This window comes from Naasia sp. (assembly GCF_025465545.1).
Classification (GTDB): Bacteria; Actinomycetota; Actinomycetes; order Actinomycetales; family Microbacteriaceae; genus Naasia.
The window spans coordinates 39557-58795 of the sequence record NZ_JAODMK010000003.1 but is presented as its reverse complement, the minus strand read 5'-3'; the positions used below and the strand labels follow the sequence as shown (position 1 = coordinate 58795).

The following is a 19239-nucleotide window of genomic DNA, read 5'->3' as shown; positions in this document are numbered from 1 at the left end:
ACGATGAAGGCAGCGAGGCTGCACGATTACCACCAGGACCTGGTGATCGAGGAGGTTCCGGAGCCGGAGATCACTGACCCGTTCGACGTCATCGTGCGGATCGGTGCGGCGGGCCTGTGCCGCACCGACCTGCACATCAAGCAGGGCGAGTTCGAGCAGGAGCACAAGGACGCCGGACTCGCCCTGCCCTACACCCCCGGGCACGAGAACGCGGGCTGGGTGGAAGCGGTCGGGTCGGGCGTCAAGCACCTCCAGCCTGGCGACGCCGTGATCCTGCACCCGTTCGTGAGCTGCGGCGTGTGCCACGGCTGTCGGGCGGGCATGGACATGCGCTGCGAGAATGCCACCTTCCCTGGGCTGTACACCGACGGCGGGTTCGCGGAGAAGATCAAGACCGGCGCGCGCGCCGCACTGAAGCTCGCGCCGAATCTCACCCCGGCCGACGTTGCGCCGATGGCCTGCGGCGGCATCACGGCGTACCACGCGGTGAAGCGGGCATCCCCGCTTCTGCTGCCGGGCACCACCGTCGCCGTCATCGGGGCGGGAGGCCTCGGTCACGTGGGCATCCAGTGCCTCGCTGCGATGACGCCGGCGGAGATCATCGTGATCGACGCCAACCCGGCCGCGCTGGAGCTCGCCACGTCGCTTGGCGCCACCCACACCGTGCTCGCCGACGGCGGCCAGGTTGAGGCGGTCAAGTCGCTCACCGGAGGCCACGGCGCCGACGTGGTGATCGACTTCGTCGCCGAGCGAGGCACCGAGCGCTGGGGGGTCGACCTCCTCCGCTCCTTCGGCTCGTACTTCATCGTCGGCTACGGCGGCGTGCTCGAGGAGGAGACGAAGCGGATCATCAACAACGAGATCAGCTTCATCGGCAACCTCATCGGGAACTTCAACGAGCTCGGCGAACTGCTTGCGCTCATGGCCCAGGGCAAAGTCACCCTGCACACGAGCCTGTACGGGCTCGACGACATCAACTCGGCGATGAGCGACCTCGACGGCGGCCGCCTGCGGGGCCGGGGGATCATCGTCCCGGCAGGTGCGCGCGCCTCGGCGTAGCCCGCTTTCTCGCTGAGTGGTTCCTCGGCGTAGCCCGCTTTCTCGCTGAGTGATTCAAGGAGGAGTCACGGCCCATGGTCAATCTCGTCGTCCGCCGGGCGGCTCTGGCAGAGCTCGTCTCGCCGGAGTCCCCGCTTGAGAGGATCGCCGACGGCTTCCTCTTCACCGAGGGACCCGTCTGGCATCCCAGTGAGGGTCACCTCACCTTCAGCGACATTCCGGCGAGCATCATCTATCGCTGGGATGAAGAGTCCGGGTTGCGAGTCTGGCGCGAGAACACCGGCAAGGCGAACGGCAACGCGTACGACGCCTCCGGACGGCTCATCTCCTGCGAGCATGCCACGAGCAGGGTGGTGCGGCACGAGCCGGACGGCTCCGTGACGGTTCTCGCCGAGAGCTTCCAGGGCAAGGAGCTGAACAGCCCCAACGACGTGATCGTCGGCCGTGACGGTGCGGTCTATTTCACCGACCCGGTCTATGGCCGAACCAACCCCGTTGTCGGCCTCCTCCGCGACCCGGAGCTGGAGGTGCGCGGGGTGTATCGCGTCGTGCCGGGCGAGGAACCGGAGCTCCTCATCGGCGACTGCGAGGGCCCCAACGGCCTCTGCTTCTCCGAGGACGAGCGCCGCCTGTTCGTCAACGACAGCGACCGGGGGGTCATCCGCTGCTTCGACTGGGACGGCGTCTCGGCCCGCGGCGGCGCAGTGTGGGCCGAGCCCACCGGCACGGGTCCGGGCGCGGTGGACGGGATGAAGGTCGACTCTCTGGGAAACCTCTACTGCACCGGCCCGGGAGGGGTCTTCGTCTACACGCCGGAAGCTGAACTCCTCGGCGTGATCGAGGTGCCCGAGCTGGTCGGCAACTTCGTCTGGGGCGGCGCGGACCTCCGCACGCTCTTCCTGTGCGCGAGCACCTCTGTCTACGCCTGCCGCACGGCGGTGGCGGGCATCGCCGCCTTTTCATCATCGGGATCTCAGGGAGTGTGACGTGGAACGCTACGTGTTCGCCAAGGTGACAGCCAGGCCCGGGAACGGGCCGGCGCTGCGTGCCGCCGCCCAGCGCATTGTTCCCGCAACCCGGGCCGAGGACGGCTGCCTCGCCTACGGGCTTTTCCAGAGCGCCGAGGACGAGAACGAATTGTGGTTCTCCGCTCGCTGGCGGGACCAGGACGCGCTCGACGCGCACGGCGTCAGTGCGCATGTCGCGGTCTGGCTGGGCGAAGTGGATCGGCTCGCTACCGGTCCAGTGCAGGTGAGCGTCGCGCGCGACGTGTCCGAGGGCGAAGGGGAGTGAGCATGGCGGAGACGAGCGCCGCCGCCGGCGGGGCGCCGCTGTTCGAGGTTCGGCAGATCGTCAAGCGCTACCCGGGGGTGGCCGCCCTGACCGACGTGTCGGTGGCGATCCGTCGGGGGCAGATCCACGCACTGCTGGGGGAGAACGGAGCAGGGAAGTCGACGCTGATCGGCGTTCTGTCCGGCATCACCATCCCCGACTCCGGTGAGATCCGGGTCGACGGTGAGCCGGTGAACATCCGCCGGCCGAAGGACGCCCAGGCCCTCGGAGTGACGACGATCCATCAGGAGCTGTCCCTCGCCCCCGACCTCACCGTGGTGGAGAACATCTTCCTCGGCAGGGAGACCGGCAAGTGGGGGCTCATCAACGACCGACGTATGAAAGAGCAGGTGCACCAGCTCTGCTCGGAGTTCGGGTTGGACGAGGACGACATGCGGCGCCCCGTCGCCAGCCTCGGCGCGCTGAAGCAGCATGTCGTGGAGATCCTGAAGGCGCTCGTCTTCGATGCCCGGCTGGTGATCCTGGACGAGCCGACCTCGGGCCTCGCGGACAGCGAGCGGGAGGCGCTGTTCGAACACATGCGGGCCCTCCGCAGCCGGGGACTCTCGATCCTCTGGGTCACTCACCGGCTCGACGAGCTGTACGGGCTCGCAGATGCCATCACGGTGCTCCGGGACGGCCGTCACGTCGCGACCCTCGACGATCCTGCAGCCATCTCTCCCGAGGATCTCGTCCGCTTGATGGTCGGGGGCAAGGCCAGCTCGCCGGGCGCCGTCGCCGAAGAGGTGGGGCGGACCCGGTGGTCCGGACCGCAGGACGAGGTGCTGCGGCTGGAGGGGGTCTCCCGCCTTCCCGTGCAGAACGTGAGCCTCACCCTCAAGCGGGGAGAGATCCTGGGCGTCGCGGGCATCGCGGGCGCCGGACGGACCGAACTGGCGCGCCTGATATTCGGCGCCGATCGCCGGGAGAAGGGCACCATCTGGATCAATGGGATGCCGGCGAAGATCCGCAGTCCCCGGCAGGCCTTCAAGGCCGGGATCGCGCTCGTGCCCGAGGAGCGCAAGACGCTCGGCATCTTGGGCGACTTCGGCGTGTCGAAGAACATCAGCGTCTCTCGGCTGGGCGGCGTCGCCCTGGGGGGCGTTCTCCTCGACGGCGGCAAGGAGTCCGCCGTGGCGGCCGGCTACGTCCGGGAGCTCGGCATCAAGACCCCCTCCGTTCAACAGAAGATCCGCAATCTGAGCGGAGGGAACCAGCAGAAGGTGATCATCGCCCGCTGCCTGTTCACGGAGCCCTCGATTCTGATCATCGATGAGCCCACCCAGGGGATCGACGTCGGCGCCAAGGTCGAGGTCTACCGCCTCATCTACGACTTCGTGGACAACGGCGGAGCCGTCATCGTCATCTCGTCCGAGCTACCCGAACTGCTTCGGGTCGCCGACCGGGTGGTCGTGATGCGCGAAGGCCAGATCGCCGGCGAAGTGGACGTGCACGACAACTCGGGGTCTGACGAGGACACCCGGAAGACGGAGGAGATCATGGCACTCGCTGTTCGGGAATCGGTCGCGTGATGGCCCGCATCCTGCGCTCGCTCTCGGTGGACGGAGTGACCGTCACCATCGCGTTCGTCATCATGGTGGCCTATTTCGCCATCGCGTCGCCGTTCTTTCTCTCCGGCGAGAACATCCGGAATCTCCTCGTGGAGGCCACGCCGATCGCCCTGATCGCGGCGGGACTGACCTATGTCCTGCTCGCGGGGGGAATCGATCTCTCCGTCGGCGGGGTGCTCGGGCTGAGCGCTGGCGTTGCGTACTGGGGCCTGCTGCAGGGCCTTCCGGTCGGCGTCGTGGTCCTGCTGGGGATTACGGTCGGTGCGGTCGTCGGCGTGGTCAATGGGCTCGTCATCAGCGGACTCGGCGTCAACGACTTCATCGTGACCCTCGCGACGATGAGTATGTCGTTCGGACTCCTGGCGGTTCTGGCGTCCTCCGTCACACTCGCGGGAGCCGCCTCCGAAGAGTTCTCCGAGATCGCCCGCGGGGCGATCTTCGCCGTGCCCACACCGGTGATCATCGCCGTGGTGCTGCTCGCCCTCCTCGAGGTCATCCTCATCAAGACGCCCTTCGGCCGTCGGGTGTATGCCGGCGGCATGAACCCGAGGGCGGCTGAGCTCGCCGGTGTGCCCGTGCGACGGGTGCGCTTCGAGGTCTACGTGATCTCCGGCGCGGTCGCCGGTCTTGCCGGAGTCATCCAGGCCTCCCGACTGAACTCGGTGCAGGACGGGCTCGGCTCCGGTTATGAGCTGACCGCGATCGCCGCGGCGGTGCTCGGCGGGGTCAGCCTGACCGGCGGCCGCGGCAGCGTGTGGCGAACCGTCGTCGGGGCGCTCTTCCTGGTCTCGCTGAGCCGCGGGCTGCAGCTTCTCGGCGTGGATCCCCTTTGGTTCACGATCGTCACCGGCCTGAGCATCATCGCCGCCATCGCCTTCGATCGGATCATGCAGCGGGTCGCGGCGTCGCGTGCCACATCCCGGGAGACGCCCGCGGCCCCGATGCCCCCCGCTTCCGTATCCGAGATGACGAGGGTGTGACGCTCGATGCGCGCCCTGGCACCCCTATCACGCACCCGACGAGTGGAGACGAGTCGATGAATCAATCCGCGCGGCAGGTCAGCCTGCCGGATCGGCTGAGCGCCCTGATCGCCAAGCCGAGCGGCGGCGCGGTGGTGCTGCTGATCGCCATCTGCGTGGTGATGCCGCTGACCCAGCCCAGCTTCCTCACGCCCGACAACTGGGGCAACATCATCAACCAGATGGTGTACGTCCTCCTGCTCGCGATCGGGATGACGGTGGTGCTGATCAGCGGAGGAATCGACCTCTCGGTCGGTTCCATCCTCGCGATCAGCGCCGCGGTGATGGCGGACACCATCAACCAGGGCCGCCCGTTCATCGTCGCGCTGCTCCTGGCCCTCCTCGCCGGCGCGGTGTTCGGAGCCGTCAACGGCCTCCTCATCACCAAGCTCGGGCTGCCGGACTTCGTGGCGACGCTCGCGACCCTGGGCATCGGACAGGGCATCATGTTCCTCTGGACCAAGGGGTTCCCCTTCATCGGCTACATGCTGGAGGACTACTACGTCCTCGCTGGACGGGATCGTCTCTTCGGCTTCATCGGTGCCCCCGTTCTCATCGCTGCCGCGGTCGCGCTGGTGATCGCCGCCGTGCTCCGGGCCACCCGGCTCGGCCGGCATACCTACGCCGTGGGCAGCAACAGGGACGCCGCCCGGCTGTCCGGGATCAGCGTGAGCCGGGTCAAGATCACCGCATACGTCATCAGCGGCCTGCTCGCCGGGCTCACCGGGGTCCTGCTCGCAGGGCGCACCACGACGGTCTCCGCGACGATGGGGATCGGCTATGAGATTCAGGCGATCGCGGCGGCCGTGATCGGCGGTGCCCTCTTGAGCGGAGGACGCGGACGGGTCAGCGGCGCCATCGCCGGAGCGCTCTTGCTGACGGTGACCTACAACGTGATCAACATCGCCGGGGTGAGCGCCACCTGGCAGCAGGTGTTCCTCGGCGCGATCCTGCTCCTCGCAGTCATCGTCGACCGGCTGGGAACGCTCGCGTACCAACGGTCACTGAGCCGAGCCCGAGTCCGCTCGACCGCCACGCTCGCCTAGACCCGACACCCCGGGCGACGAGGGCCGCCGGCTCTCCGCCCGATCCATACGAAAGGGAATCCCATGGGAATCTTCGGCAACGCTCTCGGGTGGCCTCACCTGATCGTCATCCTCGCAATCATCCTGCTGCTCTTCGGTGCGCCGAAGCTTCCGGCGCTTGCGAAGAGCATCGGCCAGTCGATGAAGATCCTCAAGAGCGAGATCAAGGAGGAGCCGGCCCCCGCACCGACAGGGGCCCCCACATCGCTCGAGGCCCCCGAGCCGGCGCTCGCTCCCCGGAGCGCCGCTTCCACCAGTGACACTCCGCCAGCGAAGTAGCCCTGTGCGCTCGCGCCCGCAGGATGAGCGGATGACGCTCGCGGCGCACCTCGTCGAGCTTCGGCGGCGGCTGGTGATGTCGGCGGTGGCGATGCTGGTGGGCGTCGTCGCCGGTTACGTGCTCTCCGACGCCATCTGGGCGGGCCTGCGGTCGCCGATCGAGGAGATAGCGGGACATCATCGCGCGGCCAGCATCAACTACACCGGCATCACCGAGGCGTTCGACCTGAAGCTGCAGATCGCGATGGCGGCAGGCGTGGTCATCTCCGCGCCGGTCTGGTTGTTTCAGCTGTGGCGCTTCATCGTTCCCGGATTGACTCGGGTGGAGCGGCGGTACAGTGTCGGCTTCGGCCTCACCGCTATCCCGCTGTTCTTCGCCGGTTGCCTGACCGGGTGGATCATCTGGCCGCACGTCGTGCAGCTGATGGTCGGGTTCGCCTCCGGCCAGGAGACGGTGTTCCTCTCCGCGCGCAACTACCTCGAGTTTGTCCTCAAGCTCGTCCTGGTGGTCGGGGTCGCGTTCGTCATGCCGGTGTTCATCGTGCTGCTGAATTTCGTCGGCGTGCTGAGCGCGGGCGCGATCCTTCGAGGCTGGCGCGCGGCGATCCTGGGGATCACCCTCTTCACCGCCATGGCGACACCGGCAGCGGACCTGGTATCCATGTTTCTGCTGGCGGTGCCCATGGCCATGCTCTACCTGGGCGCGGCAGCAGTGGCGTGGGAGCACGACCGGCGTCACGCTCGCCGGCTCTCCCGGCTCCTCGACGAGCCGGCATCCTCCGATCGGCACCTCGCTCTCGCCGGGGTCGGCGAGTCGCCGGCGACCCGGGAGACCGATTCCCCGCGTCCCGGCCCCGGAAGCTCAGAGAGAAGGTGACGAATGTTCGGACTCACGTTCGAGAAGGTCTTCATCATTTCGATCATCGCGGCATTCCTCCTTGGTCCCACCCGCTTGCCGTTGGCGGCCGAATGGCTCGCCGGCGTCGTGCGCAGCGTGAAGGCGGTGACGAACGGCGCCAAGGAGCGGATCCGCGAGGAAGTGGGTCCGGAATTCGACCAGGTCGAGTGGAAGAAGCTGGACCCCCGCCAGTTCGACCCTCGGCGGATCATGGCCGAGGCGCTCCGCGATGCCGACCCAATCGCCGGCGTCGAGAGGACGCCGACGAGCGGAAGCGCGGATGTGGCGCGGGATGACGCATCCTCGCAGCCGAGGGGTGTCCGGTGATGCGCGCGCGTGAGAACTCCCGGCCGGCCCGGCAGGGAAACGGCGCAGGCAAGGTCCCGTCCTCCGCCGTTCTGGCTCCCGCGTAGTGTGATCGCCGTGCAACCTCTGGCGATCATCGTGATGGGCGTCTCCGGCTCCGGCAAGTCCACCGTGGGGGAGCTGCTCGCCGTGCGCCTCGGCGTCGCGTTCGTCGACGCGGACGACCTGCACTCCCCGGCCGCGAAGGCCAAGATGGCCGCCGGGATCCCGCTCACCGACGAGGACCGCTGGCCGTGGCTGCGCGAGGTCGGCGCCGTGCTCGCGGCGGCGACCGGGTCGGGACACTCCGCGGTCGTGGCGTGCTCGGCGCTGCGCCGTGCGTACCGGGATCTGCTGCGCGAGGCCGCAGCCGGACCGGTGACCTTCGTGCACCTGCACGGCACGCGGGAGCTGCTCGAGCATCGGCTCGGGGCGCGGGAGGGGCACTTCATGCCCCCGGCGCTCCTCGACTCGCAGCTGGCGACCCTCGAGGCGCTTCAGCCCGACGAGCACGGCATCCTGGTCGACATCGCGCTGACCCCGGAGCAGGCCGCGGATCAGGCGCTCGCGGCGCTGCCCCAGGAGTGACCGCTCCCCCAGCCGAGGGGACGAGCCGCGCCACCGTCGGCGCCGCCGTGCAGGTCGGCACCGAGGTGAGCATCAATCTCGGGTCGTCCCTCGCCGGCCTGGTGATCCCTGCGGTCGGCGCCCCGATCGTGGTCGCGGCCCGCCAGCTGGTGATGCTCGTGACCGTCGCACCGTTCTACCGGCCCGGGCGCACCCGGCTCTCCTGGCCCACCCTCTGGCCTGCGCTGCTGCTCGGAGTGGACCTCGCGGTCATGAACCTCTCCTTCTACTCATCAGTGCATCTGCTCGGCCTCGGCGTGGCGGCCACCATCGAATTCCTCGGGCCGCTGGCCGTCGCGCTCATCATGTCCCGGCGCCCGCTCGACGCGGCCTGCGCCATCGTGGCCGCGATCGGGGTGTTCCTGCTCACCGGTCCCGACGGCGCCCCGAACCTGCCCGGGGTTGCGCTCGCGCTCACCGCGGCGGCCGCCTGGGCGTGCTACATCGCGCTGACCCGGCGGGTGGCGCTCACCCTCCCGGGGCTCGACGGCCTCACCATCGGCGGCGCCGTGAGCCTGCTGATCCTGCTGCCGCTCGCCGCGTCCACCTCGGCGGGCCCGCACTTCTCGCCGCAGGTGCTGCTCCTGCTGCTCGCCGTCGGCGTGCTCTCCTCCGCGCTGCCCTACAGTCTCGACACCTTCATCCTGCGCCGCATCCCACCTCGCCTCTACGCGATCATCACCGCCTTCGGCCCGGTGATCGCGGCCACGTTCGGGGCGCTGGTGCTCGGCGAGCGCTTCACCCCGCTCGAGGTCGCCGCCATCCTGCTGGTCTGCACCGCCGCCGGGACCGCTCTCGCCACCTCCCGCCGGCTGCCGGAGAGCGACCTCGAACGCACCGCCGAGGCGCTGCCGTAGCGGGTTCCGCGCAGGACAGCTGATGCCTGCGTCCGGCGCCTGCCGCGGCCGCCCGTGCTCGCCGCCGGTGAGCGGGTGCGGTAGACTCACGCACTGAACTTCGGCGAGGGATGCCCGGCATCCGTGATCGACGCGGTGGATGGCTGCGGCTCTTCCTCACGCGCTCGCGCGCACGAGTTGAACACACACCCGGCCGACACGGCCACCACGACACCACGGGCAGCGCGCCCAGAGGAGAGCATCATGGCCGAGAAGATCCAGGCCGAAATCCGCGACAACTTCGGCAAGGGCGCGGCCCGCAAGCTGCGCGCCGCAGGCAAGATCCCCGCCGTCATCTACGGCCACGGCAGCGAGCCGCAGCACGTGTCCCTGCCCGGCCACGAGGTGTCCCTGATCATCCGCAAGTCGAACGCGGTCCTCGACCTCGACATCGCGGGCAAGAGCCAGCTGGCGCTCGTGAAGGACGTGCAGAAGGATCCGGTGCGCCAGATCATCGAGCACCTCGACCTCATCCTCGTCCGCAGCGGCGAGCGCGTGCAGGTGGAGATCGCCGTGCACATCGAGGGCGAGACCCTGGGCGATGCCGTGGCCGCACAGCAGGACGCCAACACCCTCACGCTCGACGTCGAGGCGACCCACATCCCGGAGCGCATCACGGTGAGCATCGAGGGTCTCGCCGATGGTGCCCGCATCCTGGCCTCCGACGTGACCCTGCCGGCCGGCGCGATCCTGATCAGCGACCCGGACACCCTGGTCATCGCCATCGGCGGCGCCGTTGCCGAGGACGAGGACGAGGCGGCAGCCGCCCCCGCCGCCGAGTAGCGGGTTCCGCTCCTTCCGTCATGGACGATCCCTGGCTTGTAGTCGGCCTCGGCAACCCCGGGGCCGGCTACGCCGGCAATCGCCACAACGTGGGCCAGATGGTGCTCGCCACCCTCGCCGACCGCATCGATGCGCGCTTCAAGTCGCACAAGACCAACGCGAGCGTCGCCGAGGGGCGGAGCTTCCCCGCGGGACCGCGCCTCGTGCTCGCCAAGCCGAACACGTTCATGAACGTCTCGGGCGGTCCCGTCGCGCAGCTGCTCAACTACTACTCGCTCGAGCCCGACCGGCTCATCGTGGTGCACGACGAGCTGGACATCCCGTTCGACACCGTCCGCCTCAAGTTCGGCGGCGGCCACGGCGGCCACAACGGCATCCGTGACATCCTCGCGACGACCGGCACGGGCGACTTCACCCGGGTGCGGGTCGGCATCGGGCGCCCTCCAGGACGCCAGCCCGCCGCGGACTTCGTGCTGCACGACTTCGCGTCGACCGAGCGCGACGTGCTGCCGAGCCTGCTGTCGGACGCCGCCGACGCGGTCCAGCAGATCGCGGCGGAGGGCCTGACTGCGGCTCAGCAGAAGTTCCACTCTCCCTGACCTGCCCAGTTCTGCCGGTCCTGACGCCGGAAACAGGACCGAAGTGGGCAGGTCGGCGGCCGTGCGCTCTCGGCGGACGCCGCAGATCGGGTCCGATGGCCCCCGTAGAATCGCTCGAGTGAGTCTGCATGGGATGACGCGCGCCCTCACGCGGTCGCCCTCCTTCGCCGGCGCCCTCCGCTGGGCTCCCCGGGACACCGACTTCTCCGTCACCGCGGGCCTGCAGCCCGCCCTGCTCGCCGCGCTTCTCGGAGCCCGCGCCGAGGGCGGCTCCGGTTCGGCGCTGTTCGCCATCACGCCGACCGGCCGTGAGGCCGAGGTCCTGCGCGGCGCCCTCGCTGCGCTGGTGCCGGATGCGGAGATCCTCGAGTTCCCGGCCTGGGAGACTCTCCCGCACGAGCGGCTCAGCCCGAGCGCCGAGACCGTCGGGAAGCGCATCCACGCCCTCCGTCGCCTGCGCGGCTGGACTGGGGAGCGTCCGCTCATCGTCGTCGGTGCCGTCCGCGCCGCTCTGCAGCCGCTCGCCAGCGATCTCGCCGACCTCGAGCCGGTCACCCTCACCCTCGGCGGCCGCGGGGTGGGCCTCACCGAGCTCGCCCAGCGGCTCCCCCACCTCGCCTATGCCCGCGTGGACATGGTGACCCGGCGCGGCGAGTACGCCGTGCGCGGCGGCATCCTCGACGTCTTCCCGCCCACCGCCGAGCATCCCGTCCGGGTGGACTTCTTCGGCGATGAGGTCGACGGCATGCGGATGTTCTCGGTGGCGGATCAGCGCTCGCTCCCCGACGAGGTCCGCTCGGTCGAGCTGCCGCCCAGCCGGGAGCTGCTCCTCAGCCCCTCGGTTCGTCAGCGGGCGGCCGAGATGGTGCACGAGTTCCCGAGCCTCGCCGGGATGCTGGCCAAGATCGCCGAGGGCATCCCCGTGGAGGGGATGGAGTCGCTGAGCCCGGCCCTGGTGGAACGCCTCGTCCCGGTCACCGCCTTCCTGCCGGAGAATGCCGCGGTGGCCGTGATCTCGCCGGAGCGCGTGGCCAGCAGGGCGGTCGACCTGGCCGAGACCAATCGGGAGTTCCTCACGGCCGCGTGGAGCGCCGCCACCGCGGGCGCCCAGGCGCCGATCGACCTCGCCGCGGGAGACTTCCTCACCCTCAACCAGCTTCACGCCACCGCCGACGGCCGGCCGTGGTGGACCTTCACGTCCTTCGAGGCCGGGCCCGACGGCGGCCAGGAGGAGGACGGGTACGTTCGCGTGAGCGGCGAGGCCGTCCCCCTCTCCCAGGGTGGCACCGCCCTCGACCACGTGGCCGCCCTGCTCGGGGCCGGCTGGTCGCTCGCCGTCGCGGCCGCCGGACCGGGACTCGTCGAGCGCAGCCGGGACGTGCTGGCGGAGCGCGAGCTGGCGGGCCGCATCGTCGACGCCTTCCCCGAGGATCCCGAGCCGGGCGTCGCCTACCTCCTGCAGGCCGCCGTCGACACCGGCTTCGAGCAGAGCGATGCGAAGCTGGCGCTGATCAGCGAGCGGGAGTTCTTCGGCCGCGTCAGCGGCTACGACTCGCGCCAGATCAAGAAGCTCGCCAGCAGGCGCAAGAACGTCGTCGACCCCCTGCAGCTCAAGGCCGGCGACTACGTCGTGCACGAGACGCACGGCATCGGCCGCTTCGTCGAGCTCGTCTCCCGAGAGGTCAGCACGGGCGGACGCAACGCCGTGAAGACCAGTCGCGAGTTCCTCCTGCTCGAGTACGCACCCTCCAAGCGCGGCTACCCGGGCGACAAGCTCTACGTGCCCACCGACCAGCTCGACCTCCTCACCCGCTACGTCGGGGGAGAGGCGCCGCAGCTGTCGAAGATGGGCGGCTCCGAGTGGGCCGCCGCGAAGGGCCGGGCCCGCAAGGCCGTCCGCGACATCGCGATCGAGCTCGTCAAGCTCTATTCGGCGCGGATGGCGTCCAAGGGCCACGCGTTCCCGCCGGACACGCCCTGGCAGCGCGAGCTCGAGGAGGCGTTCCCGTTCGCGGAGACGCCCGATCAGCTCACCACCATCGACGAGGTCAAGGCCGACATGGAGCGGCCGATCCCGATGGATCGCCTGATCGCGGGCGATGTCGGCTTCGGCAAGACCGAGGTGGCCGTGCGGGCCGCGTTCAAGGCGGTGCAGGACGGCAAGCAGGTGGTGATGCTGGTGCCGACCACGCTGCTCGTCCGGCAGCACCTCGAGACGTTCACCGAGCGCTTCGCCGGGTTCCCGCTGCAGGTGCGCCCGCTCAGCCGCTTCCAGTCGGCCAAGGAGTCGAAGGACACGATCGCCGGGCTCGCCGACGGGTCGGTCGACATCGTGATCGGCACGCACCGGCTGCTCACCGACAGCATCGTCTTCAAGGACCTGGGCCTCGTGATCATCGACGAGGAGCAGCGGTTCGGCGTCGAGCACAAGGACGCGCTCACGAAGCTGAAGACCAACGTCGACATCCTCGCGATGAGTGCCACCCCGATCCCGCGCACGCTCGAGATGGCGGTCACGGGCATCCGGGAGATGTCGACCCTCGCGACGCCGCCCGAGGACCGGCACCCGATCCTCACCTTCGTGGGCCCGTACAGCGACAAGCAGGTCGGTGCGGCCATCCGGCGGGAGCTGCTGCGCGAGGGGCAGATCTTCTACGTGCACAACCGGGTCTCCAGCATCAACCGGGTCGCGGCCCAGCTGCGGGAGCTCGTGCCCGAGGCGCGGATCGCGGTCGCCCACGGCCAGCTGCCGGAGGCGGTCCTGGAACAGGTCATCGTCGACTTCTGGGAGCGCAAGTTCGACGTCCTCGTCTCCACCACGATCATCGAGACCGGACTCGACATCCCCAACGCGAACACCCTCATCATCGACCGGGCGGACAAGTACGGGCTGAGTCAGCTGCACCAGCTGCGGGGCCGCGTGGGCCGCGGCCGGGAGCGCGCCTACGCCTACTTCCTCTGGGACGACGCCAAGCCGCTGTCCGAGACGGCGCACGACCGCCTCTCGACGATCGCCGCGAACAACGACCTCGGCTCCGGCATGCAGATCGCGCTCAAGGATCTCGAGATCCGCGGGGCCGGGAACCTGCTCGGCGGGGAGCAGTCGGGTCATATCGCCGGCGTCGGCTTCGACCTCTACCTGCGGATGATCGGCGAGGCGGTCAGCACCTTCCGCGGCGACGTCGCGGAGGGGCAGACCGAGCTGCGACTGGAGCTCCCGGTCGACGCCCGCATCTCCGAGAGCTACGTGGACAGCGAGCGGCTCCGTCTCGAGGCCTACCAGAAGCTCTCGGCCGCGAGCGGTCCCGCTGCCCCCGACGATGCGCTCGACCGCGTGCTCGAGGAGCTCACCGACCGCTACGGCGATCCGCCGACCGAGGTGACCAATCTCCTCGCGATCTCGCGGCTGCGCCGGCGGGCACAGCAGGCGGGGCTGTCCGAGGTGGTGGTCCTCGGGCAGAACCTCCGCATCGCCCCCGCCAACCTGCCCGACTCCCGACAGGTGCGGCTGCAGCGGCTCTATCCGAAGGCCCGCGTGCTCGCGCAGGGCAGCGCGATCCTCGTCCCGCTGCCGATCGTCGATGGAGTCATGGCGGGCGACACCGAGCTGATCACGTGGGTCGGGGAGCTGCTGCAGGCGCTGTTCGCCGCCGAGCCCGCAGTGACGCCGCGCTGACGAGCGCCGCGGACACGACGATCGACACCGCCGACCCGAGCAGCACGGCGAGGGTGCCCTCGTCGGCCACCTCGGCGGAGCGGGCGAACGCGAGCTCGTTCATCAGCAGCGACACCGTGAAGCCGATCCCGCCGAGCGCCGCGACCAGCAGGATCTCGCGCCCCTCCAGCACCCGGGTCCCGCCGCGGTGGCCCAGTCGCAGGGCGATGCCCCCGGCCACCGTGATGCCGACGAGCTTGCCGAGCGGGAGGCCGAGGAGGATCCCCCAGAACGGCGCCGACAGCTCCAGAGGACTGACCTGAGGGATCACGACGAGTGCGGCCGAGAACGCGAAGAGCGGAAGCACGACCGTGTTGGAGAACGGCTCGATCGCGGAGTAGCTGCGCCGCGCCGGCTTGGGGCTCATCACCAGGCCGAGGGCGACCCCGGCGATCGTGGGGTGCACGCCGGACCGGTAGACGAAGTACCAGGCGATGAGGGCGACGGCGACCAGCGCAACGCCGACGAGGATGCGGCCCCGAGTTCCGAGCAGCCGCGAGAGAAGCGCGAAGGCGGCGACCGCCACCGCGGCGCCGCCCAGCAGGAGGAGTTCGGGATCCTGTGCGAAGAACAGGGCGATGATCAGGATCGCCACCAGATCGTCCAGCACGGCGAGCGCAAGCAGGAACGCGCGCACCCGGGGCGGCAGGCCGCGACCGAAGATCGCGAGCACCCCCAGGGCGAAGGCGATGTCGGTCGCGGTCGGTACCGGCCACCCCTCCTGGAAGCCGCTGCCCGCCGTGCAGAGCAGGTAGACGCCCGCGGGGACGACCACTCCGCCGAGTGCGGCCACAGCCGGAACGAGCGCCCGGGCGGGAGACGCGAGTTCGCCGTGGGTCAGCTCGTGCCGAAGCTCGACGGCGATCAGGAAGAAGAAGATCGCGAGGATGCCGTCGCTGATCCAATGGCCGACCGTCAGATCCAGCCCGGTGCCCGGCAGCGGCAGGGGGGCGTCTCGCAGTCCGAGCAGTGCGGGTCCGAGCGGAAGGTTGGCGAGGACGAGTGCGAGTGCCGCGGCGCCGAGCAGCATGCCCGCGGCGTAGCGCTCGGATCGAAAGATGTGCACGGGGCCTCCGGGGGTCGACGAGGTCATTGCCGACCAGACTTCCCGGCGCACCGAGAACGAGCTTACAACTTGTGCCTTTCTGGCTAATAACATTAGCCTGACCGCTATGACAACTAGCCACATCGGCGAAGCCGGCTCGCGCCTCGCCTACGAGATCTCAGGGGAGGGCCCGCTCGTCGTGTGCCTTCCCGGCATGGGCGACCTCCGGTCCGCCTACCGCTTCCTCGCCCCTTTCCTCGTCACCGCCGGATTCCGCGTGGCCACTCTGGACCTCCGCGGCCACGGCGACAGCGACGACGGCTTCGCCGACTTCGACGACGAAGCTGCCGCGCGCGACGCGCTCGAGCTCATCGCGCACCTGGGCGGTCCGGCGGTCCTGGTCGGCAACTCGATGGGCGCCGGCGCCTCAGTCATCGCGGCCGCGGACGCCCCCGCCGCAGTCACCGCGCTCGTGCTCCTCGGGCCGTTCGTGCGCAATCCGCCCACGTCGCCGCTCGCCGCGGCCGCCCTGCGCCTGGCCCTCGCCCGGCCATGGGGTCCGCTCGTCTGGCGCTCGTACTACCGCTCCCTCTTCCCGGGATCCCGTCCCGCCGACTTCGCGGCGCAGGAGCAGGAGATGGCGAAGGCGTTCCGGCGCGGCAGCCACTGGCGATCGTTCCAGCGGACCGCCCGGACCACGCACGCGCCCGCCGAGCAGCGGATCTCGTCGATCCTGGTCCCGTCCCTCACCGTGATGGGCACAGCGGACCCGGACTGGAAGGACGCCTCTGCGGAGGGACGCTGGGTGGCAGAGAGCCTCGGCGGCGAGCTCCTGCTCGTCGAGGGGGCGGGGCACTATCCGATGACTCAGGCCCCGGACGTGGTGGGACCCGCGATCGCCGCCTTCGCCCGCAAGGTGAGCGCCGTTGCCTAGGGCGGGCCTGTCGCCGGCGATCGTCGTGGAGGCGGCGGCGACGCTGGCGGACGAGGTCGGCGCCGACCGGCTGACCCTCGCCGCCCTGGCCCAGCGGCTCGGGGTCGCGCTGCCGAGTCTCTACAAGCACGTGGACGGACTGCCCGATCTGCGGCGCCGGCTGGCGATCGCGGCGACGGAGGATCTGGGGCGCGGGCTGACCGATGCCGTGGCGGGCTTCGCCGGACGGGACGCCCTGGAGGCGCTGGCTGCTGGGTACCGGGACTACGCCCGACGGCACCCGGGCGGCTACGCTCTCGCCCAGGTCGCGCCCGCGGCCGGCGATCTCGCGCACACCGCGGCGGGCGAGCGGGCCACCTCGGCCGTCTTCGCCGCCCTGCGCGGCTACGGCCTCGAGGGCGACGCCCTGATCGACGCGACGCGCGCACTGCGTGCCGCGCTGCACGGCTTCGTGCTGCTCGAGGGGACCGGCGGATTCGGCCTCGAACGCTCTCCGGACCGCTCCTATCAGAGCCTCGTCGCCGCATTCGACCTCGCATTCGCGGCCTGGCCCGCTCGATAGGGTCGGGGAGTGTCCTCCGCGCGCTCCGTCCGACTTCGACCCATCCAGGATGCCGACCTCGGCCGCCTCGTCGACCTCAACAACTCGGCGCACCCGGCCGTCCCGGTCGTCGACGCGCGCGAGTTCGCCGACCTGCTGGCCCTCACGCGGCTCGCGCTCGTGGCCGTGGCCGACGAGGCGGTCGTCGGTTTCCTGCTCGCCATCGATCCCGGAGCCGACTACGCCAGCGAGAACTACCGCTGGTTCGAGAGCCGGGGAGTCGACTCGCTCTACATCGACCGCATCGTCGTGGACGCGGGGGCCAGAGGCGCCGGCGTGGGGCGCGCCCTCTACGACGCGGTCTTCGCGCAGGCGCGCACCGACGGGCGCGCCGAGGTGACCTGCGAGGTCAACCTCCAGCCGCCGAATCCCGAGTCCCTCGCCTTCCACGCCCGAATGGGCTTCTCCCGCCTCGGCGAGCAGCCGACGAAGGGCGGGTCCGTCACCGTCGCCCTCCTCGCGGCGCGGCTCGAGGGTGTCCGGGGCCGGACATGAGCGGGCTCGACGAGCTCGTCCGCGTGATGCACCGTCTCCGTGCCGAGTGCGCGTGGGACCGCGAGCAGACGCATGCCTCGCTCGTGCCGTACCTCCTCGAGGAGAGCGCTGAGCTGATCGACGCGATCGAGACGGACGACGTGGAGGGGATGCGCGAGGAGCTCGGCGACGTGCTGTACCAGGTCCTCTTCCACGCCGACATCGCGGCCGCGGAGGAGGGCTTCGACATCTCCGACGTGGCATCGGCCACCGCGGAGAAGATGCGCAGGCGCCATCCGCACGTGTTCGGGAACTCGACCGCGTCGACGCCCGAGGAGATCACCGCACAGTGGGCGGAGGTGAAGCGGCAGGAGAAGGCGACCCGCACCAGCGTGCTCGACGGCATCCCCAGCGGGATGCCCGCCCTGGCTCGGGCCGCGAAGATCCTCGGCCGCGCCGAGGAGGCCGGGGTGGTCTCCGCCGAGGACGCGCCTGTCCTGCCCTTCGCCACCGAGGACGAGCTCGGGGCGCTGCTGCTCGCCGTCGTGCTCGCCGCTCGTGCCCGGGGACTCGACGCGGAGCGCGCCCTGCGGGTCACCCTCCGCGGGCTCGAGGACGAGATCCGGGCCGCGGAGCGCGGCCGGGACGAGCGGCCCTAGGCGATCCGGCTGCCAGGCGCGCGCCGCCCGGGCGATGCGGGCGCTGGCGGGCTGGCAGAATCGCCGGGTGGCCTCTCCCGTGAACCCGCCGCGCGGAATGCGCGACTTCCTTCCCGTCGACAAGGGGCGCCGCGAACGCGCGCTCGCGACCATCAAGCGGGTCTACGCGCAGCACGGCTTCGACGAGATCGAGACGCCGGTCGTCGAGGACATCGCCCGGCTGCACTCCGGGCTCGGCGGCGACAACGAGAAGCTGGCGTACAGCGTCCTCAGGCGCGGCATCACGCGGGAGGACCTCGCCGATGCCGCGGAGGCCGATGACGCGCTCCGGCTCGCCGATCTCGGCCTGCGCTACGACCTCACCGTCCCGCTCGCGCGCTTCTACGCGTCCCACCGGGCAGAGCTCCCCGGCGTCTTCCGCTCGCTGCAGACGGGTCCGGTCTGGCGGGCCGAGCGACCCCAGAAGGGCAGGTACCGCCAGTTCGTGCAGTGCGACATCGACGTGCTGGGGGAGGCGGGGCCGCTGGCCGAGCTCGAGCTGCTCACCGCCACGAACGCCGCTCTGGCGGCACTCGGCCTCACCGGGACGACCGTCCGGATCAACGACCGGCGGATCCTCAGCCGCCTCCTGGCCTCGTGGGGCATCCCCGGCCATTTCGGGGAGCGCGCGCTGATCACCATCGACAAGCTCGACAAGGTGGGCGTCGACGGCGTGGTCGAGGAGCTGCGAGCGCTCGGCGTCGACACCGCGGGGATCGCCGACTCGCTCCGCGGGATCCAGTCGGCCGGCTGGGAGCTGGAGGCGGCCGCCCCCGCCTGGCTGGATCTCGACGCCTACCGGGAGCTGCTGATGCTGCGCGACGCGCTGCCCGGCGTTCCGCTGGCCTTCGACCCCACGCTCGTTCGGGGAATGGGCTACTACACGGGCACCATCTTCGAGATCACCCACCCGGACTCGGGCAGCTCGGTCGCCGGCGGCGGCCGGTACGACGGCATGATCGGCCGATTCCTCGGCACGGAGGTCCCCGCCGTCGGCTTCTCGATCGGCTTCGAGCGGATCCTCGACCTGCTGCCGGACGAGGCCGCGTCTCCCGGCGACTCCGTCGCGCTCGTGCACGACAAGGACGTCCCTCCCGCGCGCCTCCTCCAGCTCAAGCAGGAGGCGCTCGCCGGGCACGAGCGCGTGCGGCTGGAGCGTCGGCCCCGAAACCTCGCGGGGCTGCTCGACACCCTCACCGCCGCCGGGTACACCGCATTCGCGCTCGTCGGTCCCGACACGACCGAACCGGCGTACCGCCCGCTCGGCTGAGTTCCGCAG

20 protein-coding genes are annotated in these 19239 nt (G+C 70.4%); 19 read left to right on the top strand and 1 reads right to left on the bottom strand.

All coding sequences use genetic code 11. The features are described 5' to 3' along the window. The first annotated feature begins 3 nt into the window (after window positions 1-3). The 14 genes from JWR33_RS00945 to mfd all read left to right on the top strand — a co-directional run bounded on the left by JWR33_RS00945 (window position 4) and on the right by mfd (window position 14169). Window positions 4-1059 carry an NAD(P)-dependent alcohol dehydrogenase gene (locus JWR33_RS00945; RefSeq protein ID WP_297408598.1) on the top strand — a complete coding sequence of 352 codons (1056 nt, stop codon included), beginning with the start codon at window positions 4-6 and terminating at the stop codon, window positions 1057-1059. Between the two features lie 74 nt (window positions 1060-1133). After that, window positions 1134-2045, top strand: coding sequence for an SMP-30/gluconolactonase/LRE family protein (locus JWR33_RS00940; RefSeq protein ID WP_297408597.1), 912 nt, complete (start codon window positions 1134-1136; stop codon window positions 2043-2045). Between the two features lies 1 nt (window position 2046). Next, window positions 2047-2352, top strand: coding sequence for a putative quinol monooxygenase (locus tag JWR33_RS00935; protein WP_297408596.1), 306 nt, complete (start codon window positions 2047-2049; stop codon window positions 2350-2352). Between the two features lie 2 nt (window positions 2353-2354). Continuing rightward, window positions 2355-3923 (top strand): sugar ABC transporter ATP-binding protein, encoded by a 1569-nt coding sequence (locus tag JWR33_RS00930; RefSeq protein WP_297408595.1) that lies wholly within the window; start codon window positions 2355-2357, stop codon window positions 3921-3923. Continuing rightward, complete coding sequence (locus JWR33_RS00925; protein ID WP_297408739.1) at window positions 3923-4942, top strand: ABC transporter permease; 1020 nt, start codon at window positions 3923-3925, stop codon at window positions 4940-4942. The genes JWR33_RS00930 and JWR33_RS00925 overlap by 1 nt, the downstream gene beginning before the upstream one ends. Window positions 4943-4998: 56 nt before the next feature. After that, a complete protein-coding gene (locus JWR33_RS00920; protein ID WP_297408594.1) occupies window positions 4999-6027 on the top strand; it encodes an ABC transporter permease in 1029 nt (342 codons plus the stop codon). Window positions 6028-6090: 63 nt separating this feature from the next. After that, complete coding sequence (tatA, locus tag JWR33_RS00915; RefSeq protein ID WP_297408593.1) at window positions 6091-6345, top strand: twin-arginine translocase TatA/TatE family subunit; 255 nt, start codon at window positions 6091-6093, stop codon at window positions 6343-6345. A gap of 31 nt (window positions 6346-6376) precedes the next feature. Beyond that, on the top strand, window positions 6377-7222 hold the full coding sequence (gene tatC / locus JWR33_RS00910) for a twin-arginine translocase subunit TatC (RefSeq protein ID WP_297408592.1): 846 nt from the start codon (window positions 6377-6379) through the stop codon (window positions 7220-7222). 3 nt (window positions 7223-7225) lie between these two features. Continuing rightward, window positions 7226-7570: a Sec-independent protein translocase TatB gene (locus tag JWR33_RS00905; RefSeq protein WP_297408591.1), complete on the top strand. Its 345-nt coding sequence runs from the start codon at window positions 7226-7228 to the stop codon at window positions 7568-7570. A 96-nt stretch (window positions 7571-7666) separates the two neighbouring features. After that, window positions 7667-8176 carry a gluconokinase gene (locus JWR33_RS00900; protein ID WP_297408590.1) on the top strand — a complete coding sequence of 170 codons (510 nt, stop codon included), beginning with the start codon at window positions 7667-7669 and terminating at the stop codon, window positions 8174-8176. After that, entirely contained in the window at window positions 8173-9072 is a 900-nt protein-coding gene (locus JWR33_RS00895) for an EamA family transporter (RefSeq protein ID WP_297408589.1), read from the top strand. Before JWR33_RS00900 ends, JWR33_RS00895 begins: the two co-directional genes overlap by 4 nt. Before the next feature lie 243 nt (window positions 9073-9315). After that, the gene (locus JWR33_RS00890; protein WP_297408588.1) at window positions 9316-9894 is read left to right on the top strand and encodes a 50S ribosomal protein L25/general stress protein Ctc; all 579 of its coding nucleotides are present in this window, start codon (window positions 9316-9318) and stop codon (window positions 9892-9894) included. Between the two features lie 20 nt (window positions 9895-9914). Beyond that, window positions 9915-10493 (top strand): aminoacyl-tRNA hydrolase, encoded by a 579-nt coding sequence (gene pth, locus JWR33_RS00885; protein ID WP_297408587.1) that lies wholly within the window; start codon window positions 9915-9917, stop codon window positions 10491-10493. 118 nt (window positions 10494-10611) lie between these two features. After that, window positions 10612-14169: a transcription-repair coupling factor gene (gene mfd, locus JWR33_RS00880; protein WP_297408586.1), complete on the top strand. Its 3558-nt coding sequence runs from the start codon at window positions 10612-10614 to the stop codon at window positions 14167-14169. Here the strand turns inward: mfd and JWR33_RS00875 are convergent. Beyond that, entirely contained in the window at window positions 14105-15301 is a 1197-nt protein-coding gene (locus tag JWR33_RS00875; RefSeq protein WP_297408585.1) for a Na+/H+ antiporter NhaA, read from the bottom strand. The genes mfd and JWR33_RS00875 overlap by 65 nt on opposite strands. Before the next feature lie 79 nt (window positions 15302-15380). Here JWR33_RS00875 and JWR33_RS00870 point away from each other — a divergent pair, with 79 nt between their 5' ends. From JWR33_RS00870 to hisS, 5 genes are all read left to right on the top strand, one after another. Beyond that, a complete protein-coding gene (locus JWR33_RS00870; RefSeq protein ID WP_297408584.1) occupies window positions 15381-16187 on the top strand; it encodes an alpha/beta hydrolase in 807 nt (268 codons plus the stop codon). Continuing rightward, on the top strand, window positions 16180-16749 hold the full coding sequence (locus JWR33_RS00865) for a TetR/AcrR family transcriptional regulator (RefSeq protein ID WP_297408583.1): 570 nt from the start codon (window positions 16180-16182) through the stop codon (window positions 16747-16749). Before JWR33_RS00870 ends, JWR33_RS00865 begins: the two co-directional genes overlap by 8 nt. Window positions 16750-16758: 9 nt before the next feature. Continuing rightward, entirely contained in the window at window positions 16759-17283 is a 525-nt protein-coding gene (locus JWR33_RS00860) for a GNAT family N-acetyltransferase (protein WP_297408582.1), read from the top strand. Then, complete coding sequence (locus JWR33_RS00855) at window positions 17280-17921, top strand: MazG family protein (protein ID WP_297408581.1); 642 nt, start codon at window positions 17280-17282, stop codon at window positions 17919-17921. The genes JWR33_RS00860 and JWR33_RS00855 overlap by 4 nt, the downstream gene beginning before the upstream one ends. 67 nt (window positions 17922-17988) lie before the next feature. Then, window positions 17989-19230: a histidine--tRNA ligase gene (gene hisS, locus JWR33_RS00850; RefSeq protein WP_297408580.1), complete on the top strand. Its 1242-nt coding sequence runs from the start codon at window positions 17989-17991 to the stop codon at window positions 19228-19230. Window positions 19231-19239: the final 9 nt, after the last annotated feature.